This window comes from Rosistilla carotiformis (genome assembly GCF_007753095.1).
Taxonomy (GTDB): Bacteria; Planctomycetota; Planctomycetia; order Pirellulales; family Pirellulaceae; genus Rosistilla; species Rosistilla carotiformis.
This window is the reverse complement of record NZ_CP036348.1, coordinates 1122470-1137467: the sequence shown is the minus strand read 5'-3', so window position 1 is coordinate 1137467 and position 14998 is coordinate 1122470. Positions and strand designations below refer to the sequence as shown.

The 14998-nt window shown below is 55.1% G+C and carries 23 protein-coding genes; 10 read left to right on the top strand and 13 right to left on the bottom strand.

Translation table 11 applies throughout. The features are described 5' to 3' along the window. Positions 1-23: 23 nt before the first annotated feature. The 5 genes from Poly24_RS04175 to Poly24_RS27785 form a co-directional block, all read right to left on the bottom strand. The gene (locus tag Poly24_RS04175; protein ID WP_145090898.1) at positions 24-350 is read right to left on the bottom strand and encodes a hypothetical protein; all 327 of its coding nucleotides are present in this window, start codon (positions 348-350) and stop codon (positions 24-26) included. 73 nt (positions 351-423) lie between these two features. Continuing rightward, the gene (locus tag Poly24_RS04170; protein ID WP_145090895.1) at positions 424-1014 is read right to left on the bottom strand and encodes a hypothetical protein; all 591 of its coding nucleotides are present in this window, start codon (positions 1012-1014) and stop codon (positions 424-426) included. Between the two features lie 91 nt (positions 1015-1105). Next, positions 1106-1696 (bottom strand): hypothetical protein, encoded by a 591-nt coding sequence (locus Poly24_RS04165; RefSeq protein WP_145090892.1) that lies wholly within the window; start codon positions 1694-1696, stop codon positions 1106-1108. Continuing rightward, positions 1696-2310 carry a hypothetical protein gene (locus tag Poly24_RS04160; protein WP_145090888.1) on the bottom strand — a complete coding sequence of 205 codons (615 nt, stop codon included), beginning with the start codon at positions 2308-2310 and terminating at the stop codon, positions 1696-1698. Before Poly24_RS04160 ends, Poly24_RS04165 begins: the two co-directional genes overlap by 1 nt. Then, positions 2289-2534 (bottom strand): helix-turn-helix domain-containing protein, encoded by a 246-nt coding sequence (locus Poly24_RS27785; protein ID WP_391556934.1) that lies wholly within the window; start codon positions 2532-2534, stop codon positions 2289-2291. Before Poly24_RS27785 ends, Poly24_RS04160 begins: the two co-directional genes overlap by 22 nt. Positions 2535-3542: 1008 nt before the next feature. Between Poly24_RS27785 and Poly24_RS04150 the strand changes: the two genes are divergently transcribed. The 9 genes from Poly24_RS04150 (at position 3543) to Poly24_RS04105 (ending at position 9524) form a co-directional block, all read left to right on the top strand. Then, complete coding sequence (locus Poly24_RS04150) at positions 3543-3956, top strand: hypothetical protein (protein WP_145090882.1); 414 nt, start codon at positions 3543-3545, stop codon at positions 3954-3956. Between the two features lie 232 nt (positions 3957-4188). Next, a complete protein-coding gene (locus tag Poly24_RS04145) occupies positions 4189-4644 on the top strand; it encodes a hypothetical protein (RefSeq protein ID WP_145090879.1) in 456 nt (151 codons plus the stop codon). A 95-nt stretch (positions 4645-4739) separates the two neighbouring features. Then, complete coding sequence (locus tag Poly24_RS04140; protein ID WP_145090876.1) at positions 4740-5252, top strand: DUF6714 family protein; 513 nt, start codon at positions 4740-4742, stop codon at positions 5250-5252. Between the two features lie 86 nt (positions 5253-5338). Further along, a complete protein-coding gene (locus tag Poly24_RS04130) occupies positions 5339-6022 on the top strand; it encodes a hypothetical protein (protein ID WP_231753462.1) in 684 nt (227 codons plus the stop codon). 25 nt (positions 6023-6047) lie between these two features. Beyond that, positions 6048-6440, top strand: a complete 393-nt coding sequence (locus Poly24_RS04125) for a hypothetical protein (protein WP_145090870.1) — start codon at positions 6048-6050, stop codon at positions 6438-6440. A 196-nt stretch (positions 6441-6636) separates the two neighbouring features. Beyond that, positions 6637-7146, top strand: a complete 510-nt coding sequence (locus Poly24_RS04120) for a hypothetical protein (protein WP_145090867.1) — start codon at positions 6637-6639, stop codon at positions 7144-7146. Between the two features lie 594 nt (positions 7147-7740). Further along, positions 7741-8193, top strand: coding sequence for a sigma factor-like helix-turn-helix DNA-binding protein (locus tag Poly24_RS04115; RefSeq protein WP_145090864.1), 453 nt, complete (start codon positions 7741-7743; stop codon positions 8191-8193). Beyond that, positions 8190-8678, top strand: coding sequence for a hypothetical protein (locus tag Poly24_RS04110; protein WP_145090861.1), 489 nt, complete (start codon positions 8190-8192; stop codon positions 8676-8678). The genes Poly24_RS04115 and Poly24_RS04110 overlap by 4 nt, the downstream gene beginning before the upstream one ends. A gap of 90 nt (positions 8679-8768) precedes the next feature. After that, positions 8769-9524 (top strand): restriction endonuclease, encoded by a 756-nt coding sequence (locus tag Poly24_RS04105; protein WP_145090858.1) that lies wholly within the window; start codon positions 8769-8771, stop codon positions 9522-9524. 79 nt (positions 9525-9603) lie between these two features. On the opposite strand, the gene Poly24_RS04100 is transcribed toward Poly24_RS04105, so the two are convergent. From Poly24_RS04100 to Poly24_RS04070, 7 genes are all read right to left on the bottom strand, one after another. After that, positions 9604-9924, bottom strand: coding sequence for a hypothetical protein (locus tag Poly24_RS04100; RefSeq protein WP_145090855.1), 321 nt, complete (start codon positions 9922-9924; stop codon positions 9604-9606). 38 nt (positions 9925-9962) lie between these two features. After that, the gene (locus Poly24_RS04095) at positions 9963-11003 is read right to left on the bottom strand and encodes a helix-turn-helix domain-containing protein (protein WP_197452310.1); all 1041 of its coding nucleotides are present in this window, start codon (positions 11001-11003) and stop codon (positions 9963-9965) included. Positions 11004-11006: 3 nt separating this feature from the next. Next, entirely contained in the window at positions 11007-11240 is a 234-nt protein-coding gene (locus tag Poly24_RS04090) for a hypothetical protein (RefSeq protein ID WP_145090849.1), read from the bottom strand. Beyond that, on the bottom strand, positions 11228-11614 hold the full coding sequence (locus tag Poly24_RS04085) for an ASCH domain-containing protein (RefSeq protein ID WP_145090847.1): 387 nt from the start codon (positions 11612-11614) through the stop codon (positions 11228-11230). The genes Poly24_RS04090 and Poly24_RS04085 overlap by 13 nt, the downstream gene beginning before the upstream one ends. 4 nt (positions 11615-11618) lie before the next feature. Further along, positions 11619-11816: a carbon storage regulator gene (locus Poly24_RS27780; protein ID WP_145090844.1), complete on the bottom strand. Its 198-nt coding sequence runs from the start codon at positions 11814-11816 to the stop codon at positions 11619-11621. 131 nt (positions 11817-11947) lie between these two features. Continuing rightward, on the bottom strand, positions 11948-12247 hold the full coding sequence (locus tag Poly24_RS04075) for a hypothetical protein (protein WP_145090840.1): 300 nt from the start codon (positions 12245-12247) through the stop codon (positions 11948-11950). Then, positions 12244-12543 carry a hypothetical protein gene (locus Poly24_RS04070; protein ID WP_145090837.1) on the bottom strand — a complete coding sequence of 100 codons (300 nt, stop codon included), beginning with the start codon at positions 12541-12543 and terminating at the stop codon, positions 12244-12246. Before Poly24_RS04070 ends, Poly24_RS04075 begins: the two co-directional genes overlap by 4 nt. Positions 12544-12758: 215 nt before the next feature. Between Poly24_RS04070 and Poly24_RS04065 the strand changes: the two genes are divergently transcribed. Next, positions 12759-13358, top strand: coding sequence for a hypothetical protein (locus Poly24_RS04065; RefSeq protein ID WP_145090834.1), 600 nt, complete (start codon positions 12759-12761; stop codon positions 13356-13358). Positions 13359-13503: 145 nt separating this feature from the next. Here Poly24_RS04065 and Poly24_RS04060 read toward each other — a convergent pair whose 3' ends face one another. Further along, on the bottom strand, positions 13504-13758 hold the full coding sequence (locus Poly24_RS04060) for a hypothetical protein (RefSeq protein ID WP_145090831.1): 255 nt from the start codon (positions 13756-13758) through the stop codon (positions 13504-13506). Positions 13759-14998: the final 1240 nt, after the last annotated feature.

Genomic DNA, 14998 nt, shown 5'->3' with positions numbered 1-14998 from the left:
CAATGATTGCAATGCACATTGGTCTATTCGACCTCGGCGGCATCTTCCTCGGCCAGCTGAGCGTCGGCTAGTTCCCGCATGCTACGGGCCACGGCAAGCTTGTGTTGTCGTGCATTGGCTTCGGCTCTCATGTCGATGTAGGCCTGGGCCTCTTCACAATCGACAGCGAAGGAATTGCTGGACGGGCGAACGTTTCGCAGCGAGGTGAACGGCGTGGGAGTTTCGCACCCGGGGGCGCACCCGCAACGCTTGCGGTTGCGACGGCTGACAAGCACGACGACGACAGCGATCGCCAACAGAACGATCAGCCCCACGACGACAGCGGCAATGTATTGTTGATTCGGAGACATTAACGGATTCCCAGTTTAGGAGCGAACAACAGAACGATCAGTAAGAGACACAGCAGCGCGGCGTCGACGATCATCAATCGTCGGCCAACAGCAGATAGGCCAACGCCGCAATGATGCAAACCGCCAGCACGCCGCCGGCGGCGAGCAACATCCACGCGATCGCCGACGGTCCGCCGGTTGACGGATAAGGTGGGGCGATCTGCCGAGAATCGCGGAGCGGGTATCCACTCGATTCGGCATAGACTCGCGTGTCGGGCCAGGCTTCGGGTTGCCGTGGCGGATAGTACGGGTGCAGGTTGTGATAGTGCAGCATCTCAGCATGCAACGCCGCGGCCGTGGCCGGGATGTTCGAACCGCTGGCTTTGTACTCCACGCCCCCGTCCGGACGGACCAACGCGATCACGGGCGTCTCCGGCAGCTGGGCCGCATAGCGACGTTGATACAAAGCGTTGTCGGACGTGAATTGGTGGTAATGGACCTGGGCCATCAACTCGGCAAAGTGTGGATCCTCTGCGAGCCACCGTACCAACTGCTCGGCCGTCGGAGAGGGTTGTGGTTGCGTTACGACGATGATCGTATAGCGACCACCATCCTCCGGCACTTGCGCTTGGCAATGGCTTGCGGCGAGGATTCCGGCCAGGACTGCGATGACGATCGGCTTCATTGGATGGTTCCACACTTGGCCCCCGGCAGCCGATCGAAACCGGCCACCGGAGGCACTCGGGGGTTATTAGATTAAGTTGCGACGCGCCGGTTCAATCGGTGGCAATCGTAGACTTCAACGCGGCAACGAACGGTTCGCGTTTTTCGTCGGGCAGCTTTGCACGCTGCAGGACCAATCTCAGATAGCCCGCATGTTCCTCGGGTGTCGTTCGATCCCAGCATTCATTGCAGAGATACGTCGCAACGTCCCCTGCAGGCGTCCAAAGGCTATGCCAGTCGGCACCGACCGTCGGCCTCATGCAGCGCAGGCACTTGCACGATCCTTGCTTCACCGCGACAGTGCTGGCAACGGCTTCCGCCTCACCAACGGAATCGATCGATCGGGCTGGGCATCGCCCGCCTGGACACAATTGAGGCGGCTGGAGAATTGGTTGCCGCGGCTGCTGAAAGATCGGTTGCCGCGGCTGGACGGGGGCCGGTCTGACGTTTGGAAAGTAAGGATTGCGTTGCGGCGATTGGCCGTTGATATCAACGTTCCAACCCGCTCCGTTTACATCGACGTTCCACCCGGGCTGTTGGTGATGATGCGGGTAGGGCTGTTGGGCATCGCATCCGCTCATCACCGGCACCAACGCGGCGACAAGCAAAAAGCAGAGACAGAACAAGTTGCGTTTGGGGTGCATCAGACACTTTCAAAAGCAGGGAATAGGGTAGGCGGTACCGGCGAGAATGTGGTACTGAGCGCGAACCCGTCGTATTGTTTCCAGCGCCGCAGAAACTCGGTTCGTTCCACGCGCAGGTAGCGTTCGATGCGGTTGTTGTCGCAGAGGATCGCGTACTCGATTCCGTCGACCTTCGCCCACCCGCAGAAGTGAACGGCGTGATCCTTGAAGAACCAGATGATCGCGCCGCGTCGGGTGCGGCTTGCCCAGTCGAGGAATGCAGGATCCGCGGTTGTCGTCGCGTTAAATGGAAGTCCCTCGGCTCGGACGGCTCGCTGCATTGATGTTGCCGATTCGCCCCCCGAATGCGTGGCCCGCCATCGCTCGGCCAGTTCCAATTGGTTCTGCCAACGCAGGTGGTAGACAAACGACGCATGAGCGCACGAACCGATGCCGAGGCGATTGGTCCAGTTCCATTCCCGCAGATCGACGGGAAGGTTGGCGACCGGGATCTCCGCCGCCGGGGGTGGCACGGGTTGAGTAGCAGGAGCCGTTTCGAGTGATCCGTTGCATCCGGCCAGACTCAACAAAATCAGACAGACGCCAATTCCAGCTACGCGACACGTGCCAAGCATACGAGACATTCCGAGGTGGTAACGCGATAGCCACATGAACAGCAGCGGCGCGGTCGGCAAAATGAATACGAGACGACATCGCTGTATCGAGCTACGGTCCGGTGATCACACGCCACTCGGCGCGAGACTTCCCGATGCGACAGGCCGATCGACAATAGCTCGCCGATCTTCTGACGTTGCTGGTCGGAAAGACGCTTGTTAAGGCGACGTTTCTTGCCCCCCATGCCCCAAAGCTGGAGCATTCGATGGGCGGTCGATTTACTTACTCCAACTGAAGCAGCTGCAGCTTCGATCGACGTTCCCGAAGCGACAAGTTGGCGCAGCGACAGAACAAACTCCGGCATCCGTATCCCCCGATAAGCGATGTTTCAACGCAAAGAATCCTACCCGGTGGGATCGGGGCCGGGGAATTTCCCAGCAGGTCCGACGCGGGGGGGAGGCGTGAGTCAAACGTCCGGTAAAAGCTTGTGCAGGCGGGCTCTGACGCCATCAGCGGAGCCGGGAGTTGCAAACGGGGGGGCAACCTGCGAGAATAACCGCTGCTAGCGAAGCTGTTCTCACGGAGCAACCAGTGAGAATAAGCCCATAAATCCTATTCTCAGCCGGGCCGACCGGTGAGAAACATAGTTCGCCGACTTTCGCATACAAACCTTCACGTAGTGCCCTCCCGCATTGGATGACGCAAATCCCAACGATGCTCCTCGACAGACATCCGAGTCTGATGTTGCATCTGACCATCATGCGGGACCCAAAGGCAACGCTATGTTTTGGGGCTTCGTTGCCGCTGCATCGTTTGCTCTTTCGATTTACGTCGCAACAAACCTCAATGCACGGTGGCATGATCCGTGGATGACTCCGCGGTACTCGCAGTCCATGATGCTATGGTGGCGTTTCGGTGGTGTGATGGGGCGCGTCATGCTTCTGACGTTTCCATTCGGCATTGCTCTTTGCTTTACCGCATCGACGCCGCGAAAACGACTGAGCGCCCGATTGCTGACTGCTTCACTGGTCCTAATTCCATTGTTTCTCGGTCTTCCGATCTGACCGGATGATCGATACAGTATTTGTGACACTTCACCACCAACATCGATTGTGGTGTCTGTCGGCACTCCGTTGTAATTGCGGCGAACCATGCGATGCAACGGAGCCGGGCTTGCAAGGTTTCACGAATGGAACATCAACCTTCCCGGCCCGCTGATCGCCACCGTTCTGCTATGAAGCAGAGTATTTCGATGCAAGTTTCAACCCAAGGTCCACGGCAACATTTAGTGAGACCGACATTCGCAATCGCCGTTGCTGCCTTCAGCGTGCTTGTTGCAATGTGGTACGCGGCGAACGTTGGATACTTTGAAACTGATACAAGCAAATACGCCGTGATAAACGACATCACGGTGAGACAAGGGCTTGATTCCGGGTATCGTCTTATTGCAGTTGATGATCGCCCGGAAAAACGAAGGAAGGGGCGATTCGTTACGTTCGTGCCGGTCGCTTTAGTCAATCCTGGCAATCGCAAACTAACGCTCCAAAAGAAAGACCACGTATCCGAATCAAACGCAACCATCTTCGCGCAGCTAAAGCAAGGTACGCGGTACCGCATCAAGCTGCAGGACGGTAAACTCAATTTGGTCAAAGATACCGACTTCTAACGATAAGACAAATGAGCAGAACCATCGGTTGCAACGGAGCCGGACTTGCAAGCGTTTTGATAATGGACGACCAACTCTCCCGGCCCGCTGAACCGTAACGTTCTGTCAATGAGTGCTGATGCCGTTTCCTGTTGACCTAACTGATTTTGTTCTAAACGGTCGCTTCGGCGCTTTCGATCGTGCTACGCGACGCAGCACTGTCTTTTCCACACTTGGGCCATCTGATTCTTGGATGACGTACCCTGGGATCTACGGCTATGGTTGCGTCGGATTCGAGATCCTTGATGACGACGTCCCTGATCCTGAGTTCCGGCTGCGCGTTTGCTTCAATTTCAAACATGCCGAACACTTCCACCTTCCGATGGAACACTTTGGCAAAACTTGGGAGCAAGGTTGGAAGAACATGCTCTACGATTGGCCTGATTCTCGCTTTGACGTAAATCTTGGACCGTTTCTACCAGGCGCTCGAATCGACGACCTGTACCAAGACTTTCTAACCGACGCTCAGGAGATCGATTTTGTTGGCGGGGGTCCGACTCCGACGTGGCGGCGTTTTGACATGCCTAGCGGTGTGACCGTAGAATTCAGCAACTGGGGCAACAGTTCCGAATACACTTTGTTACGCCTGGACACCAATCGTCGATGGGGTGCCGACGTTTCCCCGATCGAAGAAATGACAGAACCATGACATGCACGGGAGCACGGCTTGCAGCGTTTTTCGCAATGGATAGCCAACTCTCCGTGCCCCGTGATGTCCGCCGTTCGTCGGACTGAGAGAATCGTTTGCGAGATTGGCTGATTCGGTACATCGAACAAGCATTCGCTGGCGTCACGCTGGGTGATGGCACAACTCTCTACGAGGCAGCCTTCCACGCAGACTACGGCTTTGACCCGCGCGAACTTGCCCGCTCCGACAACGCCGAAAGAAGCGACTGGCGACGTGTTCCGTTTGACGATCTATTCTCTCGGAACGACGCTATATTTTTCATGAACTCTAGTGGCAAGCGGTTTTACTCTCCGGCGATTATGCGCGCGGTACTGACCGACGGGATGCGGGATGGATTGATGTACGACGCCTTCATCTTTGATCTTGCTGGCTTCGTCCACGCGAATAACAAAGATGACATTCCGTTTGCTACGCTCTACAATGCTCACCAGCGGGCGACTTTCGTTCGGTTTTGCAAGTTCGCTGCTTTCAATGCTCCTCGGGAATTCGGTCGGGATGACCCACTGCGAATTCTAGATCGCATTCGGCAACTTGAACCTGCACCAAGAAGCCGACGAACCAAGCGATGAACCGAAGTCGCGGAGTCGTCGTTTTTGACAATGGAAAACCAATCGCCGCGACTCGGTTATCGCGGTCGTTCCCCGACCGAAGAGCCATGAATCTCAACATCATGACAATTCGTGCCTCAGCTATTTTCCTGATTGCAGGACTGTTGCAGGCTCATGCGTCTGCCGATGAATTCGAGGTTTTTGGTACGCCAACGGTTTTCACCGTAACGCCTGAGATTCTCGCTAGAACGCCAACTTGGAACGCCGGCGAAGAGCCGATTCCCTGCGGAATCGTACAAGCGATAAAGGTCGCAAAGACACGACACGAAAAAACTGTTTTCAAGGGCTTCGGTGATCTTCATGCGTGGGCCTTCCACCGCGCTATACTCGTGTCCGAAGACGAAAATCGCTTCTACTGGCTGGTGACATACAAGGGTCCGTACGATCCGTCTCTTTTTCGAGGTCCCGGCGGCTACTCGTATCCCGATGCTCGTACGCGATACATTCACTATCCGGTTTTGATGAACGGTCAACTCGCACCGGAATTGCCTCTGGCAGCAAAACAGACTCGCTTCCAAAAGCGGTTGTTTGACAGTTTTGACTTCTGGAGTCCGCTGGAACGTACGGGCTGGCCTCATCTTTCGCGTGATCTCGACGAATTCGCAGGTGACCGAGACGACGATCCCTTTGCTCCCGCCGAGGGCGAAACAAACAGAGGGGAACCATCCCGTGCACCGGAGCCGGGCTTGCAAGGTTTCTCAAATGGACAATTAACTATCCCGGCCCGGTGACGGGCAACGTTCCCCGATCTGGATAATGCACCTCAATCCTTATACAGCTTCTAGCGATATCGACAGCAACGGCAATACAGCCGGTCCAAATGCAGTTCGCGGGTTATCGGTTCGCGGAACGATTGTGCTAACGCTGTTCGGGTTCGTAATGATTGGTGCCTTTTCGTTCGTGACCTATGTCATCCTCGCTTCTGGGTACGGTTTTGACCTACCGGGCGGTTACCGGCCACCAAACTCGGAACGCTTCCGCCGAACTCTTGGCATCACGGCATGGATTACGACAGGACTGGCATTCCTTTCGTTTTCCTACGCTGCTTGCTATGGTCGCGGTCGAAGCCGAATCCCCGCCGGCGCGTTTTCGTTGATCGTTTTTGTTTTGATTTCGTGGGCTGTGATTGCTGAAATTTTTCATTACTGATTTCGCGTTTGATAACTGCTGCTTGGGCGTGATACATTCACGCTGCCCGCTGTAACCTGGAATGGAATACAGCGGGGAACCAACGGATGCACGCGAGCGGCGACCCGACGTACGGTTTGTTCAACCCACTCTGTCGCCGCCACGTGATCCGAGTCGTTATCCGACTGCAATCCACTCGCTAAACTTGGGTTAGATCATGCGTTTCACTCTTGCGCACTGCTTGACCGCCATTCTGATTCTCGCGGTCGGCATGGGCTTGTACGCGAACCATATACGCCACCAGCGGGAAGTTCATTCTCTCCGTCAGTCAATCAACGATTCGCGTGGTATTCTACACACAATCGAATATGGTCATGCGAACCTTCAACTAATCGTGTTAAATCCCGACGTATGGAACGACCGAGATTGCTCCAAGTTCTTGAAGCACGAACTTGCGGTCGCGATACTTGAGCATTGGCGGGAACAAGACGCGATTGACCACATCGTTGGAACGCCCGGCTACGCGTTGGACTTCGCCTCAGATGCGCTCTCGTTCTTTAACTGTAAATCCGCACATGATTTCGCAAAGATATGTCGCAACCAGCTTTCGGTCTACCCAAGCGACGAATTGTGGCACTCGGTCGCAATGCTCTCCGATGCCGAACTTGCGTCACTTGATACATTCATTCGTGCCGCGACGTCATTGCAGTCTAAAGCCGGCAGATAACCATGGGTTGTTGCGGAGCGGCGGTGGCACGCTTTTCCGTTTGCTTGCAAGTCAATCACCGCCGCCCGCAAAACCCTACCGTTATCTGAATGAAATCGACTCGCCCGGCACGCCATTGGGTGTTTTTTAACGCTACGAATCGTAGCCGGCAACTCGACGCCCGTAGGATTTCCGGACGAGACCGGCGAGGGGGGCCCCCCCATCAAAAACTTCTGGAAAAATATCTGCGCTGGCGGTCGGTCTACGCAAGCCGGGCCGCGCCACAATCTGCCCCTCCCCCGTCGAGCAACCGAGCCACATCTTCCACGCGAGGATAATCGCGACTGCACTTCAATGCCGCGGCCGTGATCCGCCCGATTCGGTAAAGATTGACAAAATCCCCCAAAAGAGCTAACGTCGTTTTCCTGGCGTTCGCTCGTTCAACGCGAAACGGTGAGACCAGGTTACCCATCCCATTCGCTACGGCATCATCGGGGAGAATATGTCGCTCACGCGACACTTGTTCTCACCGGTTACCCAGATAGAACAAGTCAAATACCCTTATTCTCACACGGTCAAGCGGGTGAGAAACATAGTTATTTGCGTCGAAACCATATGAACTTAACTGAATTCAAACAGATTCCTGAAGCAGAACGGTCCGCTGTTCTGAAACGACTCTCGTATCGCGAACGCGAGATTGTGAAGCTTCTCTCCGGACTTGGCGACGGATACGACTATACACTGGAAGAGGTTTCACATGTGTTCAAGGAAACAACAGAGCGCATTGAAGAATTCGCATCTGAAGCGATGAGGAAAGCTGAACGTTGGCTCGCTACAGGTATTGCTGACGCGGAAGTGGGCGAAGCACCGACCATGGAAACCGACTCTGTCTCTATTTGCATCGCATTGCCGGAGTTTTGTGATGAACAATTGGTTGGCGAGAAACTCGCCGAGCTTTACGTCGCCCTGAACGGAATGCACATCGGCGCAGGCGGTTCCGGACTGACTGTTCGCGAAGATCAATCAGATGCCGGAGTGCTGACCTTGGAAGGAGCGCCGACACGATGAGCGATGAACAGAAGGAGATCATCCAGATCGGATTGACAGAGAAGGAGTCAGCCGACCGCGCAGGACTCGTCGAGGAACTGCTGACAGACCTCAAGGAAGCGCTACCAGGAGTTTTCACTGACTTGTCTAGCTCAGGCCGAACTTGGTTTAAAGGGAAGTCCGCGCAAGAAGCTGCAAGAGCGCAGCAAATCTTGTCCGAGGTGCTTGATAAAATTGGAAGGTTCAAGCTCGACGAGCGCGAGCAAGATCATCGGCATCGGCAAGAATCAGAGTTGCACTCAATCGACGTGAAGCAGAAACAAGCGGAACTATATCTCTCCTCGCTTGAGCGCGCAACTAAGTTATGTCGCGAGCTAACTGAAATGGGCGTTGACGTGGATATCCGTGCCGTATTGGCGGGTATGGATATTCACATAAATAGCCTTCCAGAGATCGTGTCGTCAACAGCTGCTGTGCCGCGGATTGATGCCGAAAAAAGCAAATAACCATGTGATGCAACGGAGGACGGGTGGTCCGTTTTTTCGTCTGCTTGCAAGCCGTTCGCCCGTCCCCGCTGATCACTAACGTTATTTCGCATGATTACAACGTCCACACCCGATACTTGGCAGGCATTGCAAACCGACGTTGCATCAATTCTTCAGCAATGCGGATTCGACACTGAAGTGGAAAAACCGGTCGATACCGCTAGAGGCGCTGTCGAACTCGATGTTTACGCCGAAGAGGTTGTCAAAGGCCGCAAATATACGATCGTCTGTGAGTGCAAACACTGGAAGAACCGCGTTCCTCAAACAGTAATTCACAGCTTTCGAACGGTCGTTTCAGACATTGGCGCAAACGTCGGGTACATTATCTCCCTCAATGGTTTTCAATCGGGCTCATTCACTGCATCCGAACTTACCAATCTTGAATTGGTGACGTGGCGGGAGTTTCAAGCCGCCTTTGAAGAAACATGGTTCGAGAATTATTTCTCGCTTCAGGTAGACGAACACCTTGATCCTCTAATGACATTTGCCGAACCCTTCTTGCCTGCGTGGTTTGGCGATCTGCCTGAATCCGATAAAGAAGAATACATGGCCCTCAAACGACAGTACGACCTATTTGGGATTGTCATGCAATCGTTCTGTCCATACTCACGGCTGTTCCGAAAAGAAGGCGTTCCGTCGTTACCTCTTGTTGATCGTCTTGAACCGCACGAGTTGCTCGAGACTATTCCTGATCACATCCTACAGGAAGTTGGCTATCGCGAACTGCTGGAACATGCCCTCGAATATGGTAGAACTGCAATTGCGAAGTTTCGTGCAATCCGCGACCGAAACGCCAAAGCGAAATAACAATGTGTTGCACACGGAGCGGCGGGCGGCGTCGGCCCTGAAGTCAATGTCGTGCGCCGCCGCCTGCTGAACACAAACGTTATCGGGATCCCTCGACACGTTTCTGCCACCATGGCGGCAACGATGTTTCAAGTACCGGGTTTGTCGTCAGTCGAAGATAGAGATCGTGGATCGCCAACTGCCGCGATGACCCCATGCCGATCTGCACACCGCGAAGTAACGGGACCGCGACTGCGACGACATTGCCGTCCACAAACTGGGGCATGTCGACGTATTCCGTTTCGATTGGCCCATACCTATCGACAACCCAACGTTCCACCTCATCCGACGCTTTATTGCGATCCTCCAACGGATCGTGCGATCCCGGATTGCCAATCAAAGATCTTTCTCGATCTGGCATTTGCTTAACCTCGAAAATGGTTGGCTCGATCCCGTAACTTAACTGCACATTTGGCGTTCCTTGTCGGTTCGGGAATTGCGTTCTAGCAACTGCCGGTAGCGCTCCGGTAGCAGGTCGCAACCGAGTCCAGCAGCGGCCATTCGATCCGCAGCCACTGCCGCGATGGCCTTTGGGCTCGGCTTGTCGTATCCGAGCGATTCACGATTTGCCGCGTCGCGGTGTACCGCTGCGAGGATCCGCTCTGCAGCGACGTGGTCGCGTGCGTAAGCCGATTCCGGCTTCGGGTCAGGCCAACCATCCTCCGGCGGCAACACAGCGGAGGCGTTGCGACAGCGGCGGTACAGGGCAAACGGTCCATAGGCACCGACGCGGTCGGTGTACACATCGAGCAATCGCGTGGCGTGCTCGACGTCGACGGCTGCCTGCAGGTCAGCTAAAGCTCGACGCCATTCCCGGATGCCGGATAACGCGAGGCGCTGGGCTACGTGGTGCCAGGTCGCGGTCTCTTCGATCGGGGAAGGCAAATCAAAATCGCTCCCCTCACTCCCGCTCGTGTTTTGGGGGGGAGGGGGGAGAGCGGTTCTTTTTCGGTTACTTACGGTTCGTCGGACATATTGTCCGGGGTTCCGGTCAGACTGTCCGGGGTTCGTGTCAGACTGTCCGGGGTTAGCAAAAAAATGTCCGGGGTTGCCGGAGGGGAAAATGTCCGGGGTTGCGGTGGCGTTTGCTTTCGATACACGCAGAGAGATTTCGCCCCAATTGATCACCATGATGGGGCTTCGACCGTGCCTGTGCTCAATCACGATCAACTGTTCTGACTCAAGCAGCCGAATGGCACGGCGTACACTCCGTTCGCTGCAATTGATGTCGGCACCGATCGTCGCGGCCGAAGCCCAACAGCGACCACTCTTGCCGCAGTAGTCATCAATCGCGCGCAGCACGCTTAGCGCCATGCGTGAGCTGACACGCGCCGCCGCTTTGCCATCGCCGACGTCGGCGGACTTGATCGGCAGAGACTTCAGCAATCCCAGCTGGTCGCCGCGCGTGAAATCGATCGTTTGTTGCTTTGCGCCTCGCACCGATCAATCCTCAATCGCACCGAGTTTGCGAAGTTGTTCTTGACCATCGGCCAATTGGCAATGCTTGACCAATGGCAGCTGGTCGTCGGCAAGCGATGCCAGCTGCGCCCATGAAACGTCACGCCATCGACGACGGCGATATCCGCGGATTGAGACGCCGTCAGGCGTGATCCGAACGATTAGCTTCGGCTCGATGCGACGGACGATCGGGCGCGACAACGTTGCTATTCGTGGCATTCCGCCCCCCATGCAATCAGCTTGCCGTGGAAGGTGCCAACGCCATGAAACATCCGCCAGAACCGATGGAATGTTTCGAGCGATTCGAACCCGTCTGAGCTCGCGAAAGGGGCAAGATCGTTGACTGGCGTGCCGTCGATCTCAGCGGCAACGATTGATTCGTCGCCAACCTCCAACACGATGTTTTGCACCTTCAAGCAGACAGGATCCGGATCGAGGATCTTGCGGCATGCTTTCGTTCGCATGCCGGTGTAGAGCTGCAATCGATCGCCTTCGCGTGCATGTCGCCGTTTGCTTATCCGGCGTACTGTATGCGATTTGGTACCTGATTCGATCGCATCGACGAACTGGCTTTGGAAGTTGTAGGCGACCATCGCTTCAGGCCTCCACTTTGATATTCGCGGAGTCTCCATCGTCACCCAAATCGTCAACCAGCTCACTTCGCACGATGTCAACTTCGCGAGGCGCGTCGAATCCAAGGTAGATGCGGTTTCCGAGAACACGAACCACGGTAACGCGGATCACTTTGCCACAAATGTATATCGATTGGCCTGGGTTTCTGGCTAGGACTAACATCCTGCTAACTCCTTACGATTGAACAAACAAATACAATTCACCAAAAGCGACGGCAGGTTTCGAACCTGCACGGTGGCTGGGGCATAGACAGCCACCGCATCCCAAACGAACGTCGCTTTGTTTACGGGCGTTCACAACAACTCTTCATCGAAGTCGAATTGCAGTTGATTGCGCGTGGTTCGCCGTGCGCGAACCACGTCGATCTTTCGTGCTGGCGTTTTTCGCGACGTGACCGGTTGGATCGTGACGTCGTCGGGATCTTCCGGGTGTGGTTGCACGATCAGCTTGATCGTCACTTCGCGTTTCTCTGCCAAGCTTGGTCGTTGCCGACAATCCACCACGGCCGCGTGCAACTGTTCGCTGAAGTCGGTTGCCAGATCGGGCGACAACAGATGCAAGTTCTTCAGACTCAATTCGGCGGTATGACTCATCGCTGCAGAATCTCCCGTAGATCGGTGATCACCTGCTGGTCGAAGCCTCGCATGACAGCGTCGTCGCTCTCGGCAGTTTCAAGGACCGCACGCAATAGCTCATAGTCAACACAGGTGAGTTTGCCGGGCCTTGGCTCCAACTCAGAAAACTCACTATCGTCGTCCAATGCGTGAACGCCGATGCGATGCACCATCACCAAACATGTCACGCCACCGGGGGTGACGCCGTTCCATAGCCGGCACGGGACGCCGTCGATGTCGAGTTTTACGTCGGTCGATTCCATCGTCACTTGCATCGTTTTGGTCTCTTGGTTTGGTTGGTTGGGACGCAGCGATCCCGAAGTTCCATCTCGTTCAATTCGGGTTGGTTCATTCGCCACGGGCACAACCCTTTTTGACCATTTGCAGAAGGTTCAACCGCCCAGGGATTGCGATCGTTTTGGATTCTCTGGAAAACAGGAGACGTGAGGCACTTTCGCCGACCGAAGCAATGCAAATGGATCCTGATTCAATGAACGACAACGACAATTTCGGATGCGTTGTGCAATGTGCTATCGCCGCGATCGGTGCCGTGGTGGCCGTTGTGATAGCTGCATGGCAGATCAGTTCAGGCAACGCTGCGGCCGACAAGGCCTCACAATGTGCACAGTTCATCGCCAACAAGGAGAATGCATTGACGATCGAACTGGACACGGTCAAGCAGTGGCGGGAATCACCACAGCTTGTGGTACTGCGTACAATTCGCATCGCGGAAGACACGTCCAACTGCATCATCCAGAACAACGGTGGTCGCGACCTCGTGTTGTTCGGATTTGGGCTACAACGGACCGTGCCACAGGTGACGTCGAACAACGGCGGATCGATACCGCCACACCGAACGGTGATCGCTGCCGAGCGAAGTCGATCGCAAACAATTGATTTCTCGCGATGCGATTTGACGTCTGACTGTTCGTTCTTCATGGATCCTGCAATCATCGTTAAACCTGGTGAGTCACTCACGCTCCGCTGCGTGTTTCCGATCGGGCAAAAAGAGTACGGGCACATCGTGTTGGTTGACTCCAATTCAGTGACGCCAGAATTCCAGCTATTCCAATTCGAGCCATCGCGTTAATTGCGGACCAATACCGACAGCGAGAAGCCAACTCCGAACGCAGCGACCGCAGTCATGGAAAGGTGGCTTTCGTTCAATCCGAAAACCAAGAACCCTGATTGCATCGCCAGAATTACGACGTTCAATCCGCGTGACATACCCCACCTCAGTTGTTGCTTGGTTCGAAGCTGGGACTCTGCTTGACTGTCTGATCGTTCAGCCGTTCGCCCAACTCTTTGAGCTGGACCGCGTAGAACTTCAAGTGCCCTATCAACCGTTGGTTCTCGTGTGCGAGATACACAACGTTCGATTCAAGCACGGCAACGCGAGACGCCAAACGGTCGACTCGTCGCCACGGCATCACGATGCGTGTGATTCGAAGTCGCAAGAATGCGACGCGGTTTGAAAGTGATTCTTTCATCAGGGGCCCTTCCACTCAGCAACACAGGCGAAACGTAAGTCCACAAAAAAACCCCGCTGCTCCAACTCGACTTGGGACAGCGGGGTGGCCGGTCGATTCGCATCGGCAGGCGTGGTTTGTTGGTGTTCCCAAGTCGAGTGCTAGAAAGTTAGCGGCTGCGAAAGGGGTGGACGGTTGCGTTGTCGAATTTGGACGGAATGGACGGTAAACGTCCAGGCGCACAGAAAGCGCACAAGACCGCTAGAAAACCATCAAAACACAATGGTTCTGAATGGGTTCGAATCCCTTCGGGGGTACTCATCTTCTTCGTGGCTTCACAACGTGCACTGGTGAGCCGCTTCCGAGAGTACAAAATACGCAAAAAGGCTTGGAACATCCGCTCCAAGCCTTTTTGCGTTTCAGGTCGCTAACGTCGCTGCTCGCTCGAGCAGCTCGGCGGCCAAGCCAATCGACGATCGATGCCGATTTGATGGAATCCCCTACCACGCGCGCAATCGGGCGTCTTTGAGAATCAGGCTACCGATAGCGTGGGAGAGCGCTTGCCGAAGCGTTCACCACCGCGAGCCGAACGCGAAGACCTTGTACGCCGCGCCACAAGTCAGGAACGAACCTCCTGCCGATCTCTCCGCAGCGATGGTCTCCCGTTGCCGAATCCAACGCCATGAATAAGTCGCGTGCCTTCGTCGCCTCTGCGTCAGCCACACCCTGCACACATTGCCTTCCGCCCCCTCTTGCTTCCGCCCGGCTTCCAACTCCCACACGGACCACACGCCCCCCACTTCCGACTACGCCAGCGAGCAACTCCACAATTCACCCACACTCGTGCAGTTCACACCTCCGAAAACCATCCTCCCAGGAACACTCAACACACCACACGAGCTAACTAAAAACCAAGCCACACCACAAACGACGAATAACAGACCACCACAACTACTACCAACTTCAGTGAAAGAGCCCCCACGGGACCGCACCGCACCACAGCCAACAAACACGACACCTATGGATACTCGCCTCACACCACACAAGCTACCACCGCATCAACATTTAACTATAGAACAACCTTCTCACTAACCCCACTTCTGTATAACTCAATACCCCACATCAGCACTTTCTATACATGCTCACCCTCCTATTCCTACACGACGCTTCGATGAGGAATCTACTAAGTGTGAGAAAAGATCCATTGCCTCACTGCTAACGTACCGATATAATCCACAGCAACTAATCTACTCCCCGCACG

What these genes read in the sequence shown, in the direction of transcription:
- Poly24_RS04175 (WP_145090898.1), bottom strand. Translation starts at nt 350, where the DNA reads ATGTCTCCGAATCAACAATACATTGCCGCTGTCGTCGTGGGGCTGATC.
- Poly24_RS04170 (WP_145090895.1), bottom strand. Translation starts at nt 1,014, where the DNA reads ATGAAGCCGATCGTCATCGCAGTCCTGGCCGGAATCCTCGCCGCAAGC.
- Poly24_RS04165 (WP_145090892.1), bottom strand. Translation starts at nt 1,696, where the DNA reads ATGCACCCCAAACGCAACTTGTTCTGTCTCTGCTTTTTGCTTGTCGCC.
- Poly24_RS04160 (WP_145090888.1), bottom strand. Translation starts at nt 2,310, where the DNA reads ATGCTTGGCACGTGTCGCGTAGCTGGAATTGGCGTCTGTCTGATTTTG.
- Poly24_RS27785 (WP_391556934.1), bottom strand. Translation starts at nt 2,534, where the DNA reads ATGGGGGGCAAGAAACGTCGCCTTAACAAGCGTCTTTCCGACCAGCAA.
- Poly24_RS04150 (WP_145090882.1), top strand. Translation starts at nt 3,543, where the DNA reads ATGCAAGTTTCAACCCAAGGTCCACGGCAACATTTAGTGAGACCGACA.
- Poly24_RS04145 (WP_145090879.1), top strand. Translation starts at nt 4,189, where the DNA reads ATGACGTACCCTGGGATCTACGGCTATGGTTGCGTCGGATTCGAGATC.
- Poly24_RS04130 (WP_231753462.1), top strand. Translation starts at nt 5,339, where the DNA reads ATGAATCTCAACATCATGACAATTCGTGCCTCAGCTATTTTCCTGATT.
- Poly24_RS04125 (WP_145090870.1), top strand. Translation starts at nt 6,048, where the DNA reads ATGCACCTCAATCCTTATACAGCTTCTAGCGATATCGACAGCAACGGC.
- Poly24_RS04120 (WP_145090867.1), top strand. Translation starts at nt 6,637, where the DNA reads ATGCGTTTCACTCTTGCGCACTGCTTGACCGCCATTCTGATTCTCGCG.
- Poly24_RS04115 (WP_145090864.1), top strand. Translation starts at nt 7,741, where the DNA reads ATGAACTTAACTGAATTCAAACAGATTCCTGAAGCAGAACGGTCCGCT.
- Poly24_RS04110 (WP_145090861.1), top strand. Translation starts at nt 8,190, where the DNA reads ATGAGCGATGAACAGAAGGAGATCATCCAGATCGGATTGACAGAGAAG.
- Poly24_RS04105 (WP_145090858.1), top strand. Translation starts at nt 8,769, where the DNA reads ATGATTACAACGTCCACACCCGATACTTGGCAGGCATTGCAAACCGAC.
- Poly24_RS04100 (WP_145090855.1), bottom strand. Translation starts at nt 9,924, where the DNA reads ATGCCAGATCGAGAAAGATCTTTGATTGGCAATCCGGGATCGCACGAT.
- Poly24_RS04090 (WP_145090849.1), bottom strand. Translation starts at nt 11,240, where the DNA reads ATGCCACGAATAGCAACGTTGTCGCGCCCGATCGTCCGTCGCATCGAG.
- Poly24_RS04085 (WP_145090847.1), bottom strand. Translation starts at nt 11,614, where the DNA reads ATGGTCGCCTACAACTTCCAAAGCCAGTTCGTCGATGCGATCGAATCA.
- Poly24_RS27780 (WP_145090844.1), bottom strand. Translation starts at nt 11,816, where the DNA reads ATGTTAGTCCTAGCCAGAAACCCAGGCCAATCGATATACATTTGTGGC.
- Poly24_RS04075 (WP_145090840.1), bottom strand. Translation starts at nt 12,247, where the DNA reads ATGAGTCATACCGCCGAATTGAGTCTGAAGAACTTGCATCTGTTGTCG.
- Poly24_RS04070 (WP_145090837.1), bottom strand. Translation starts at nt 12,543, where the DNA reads ATGCAAGTGACGATGGAATCGACCGACGTAAAACTCGACATCGACGGC.
- Poly24_RS04065 (WP_145090834.1), top strand. Translation starts at nt 12,759, where the DNA reads ATGAACGACAACGACAATTTCGGATGCGTTGTGCAATGTGCTATCGCC.
- Poly24_RS04060 (WP_145090831.1), bottom strand. Translation starts at nt 13,758, where the DNA reads ATGAAAGAATCACTTTCAAACCGCGTCGCATTCTTGCGACTTCGAATC.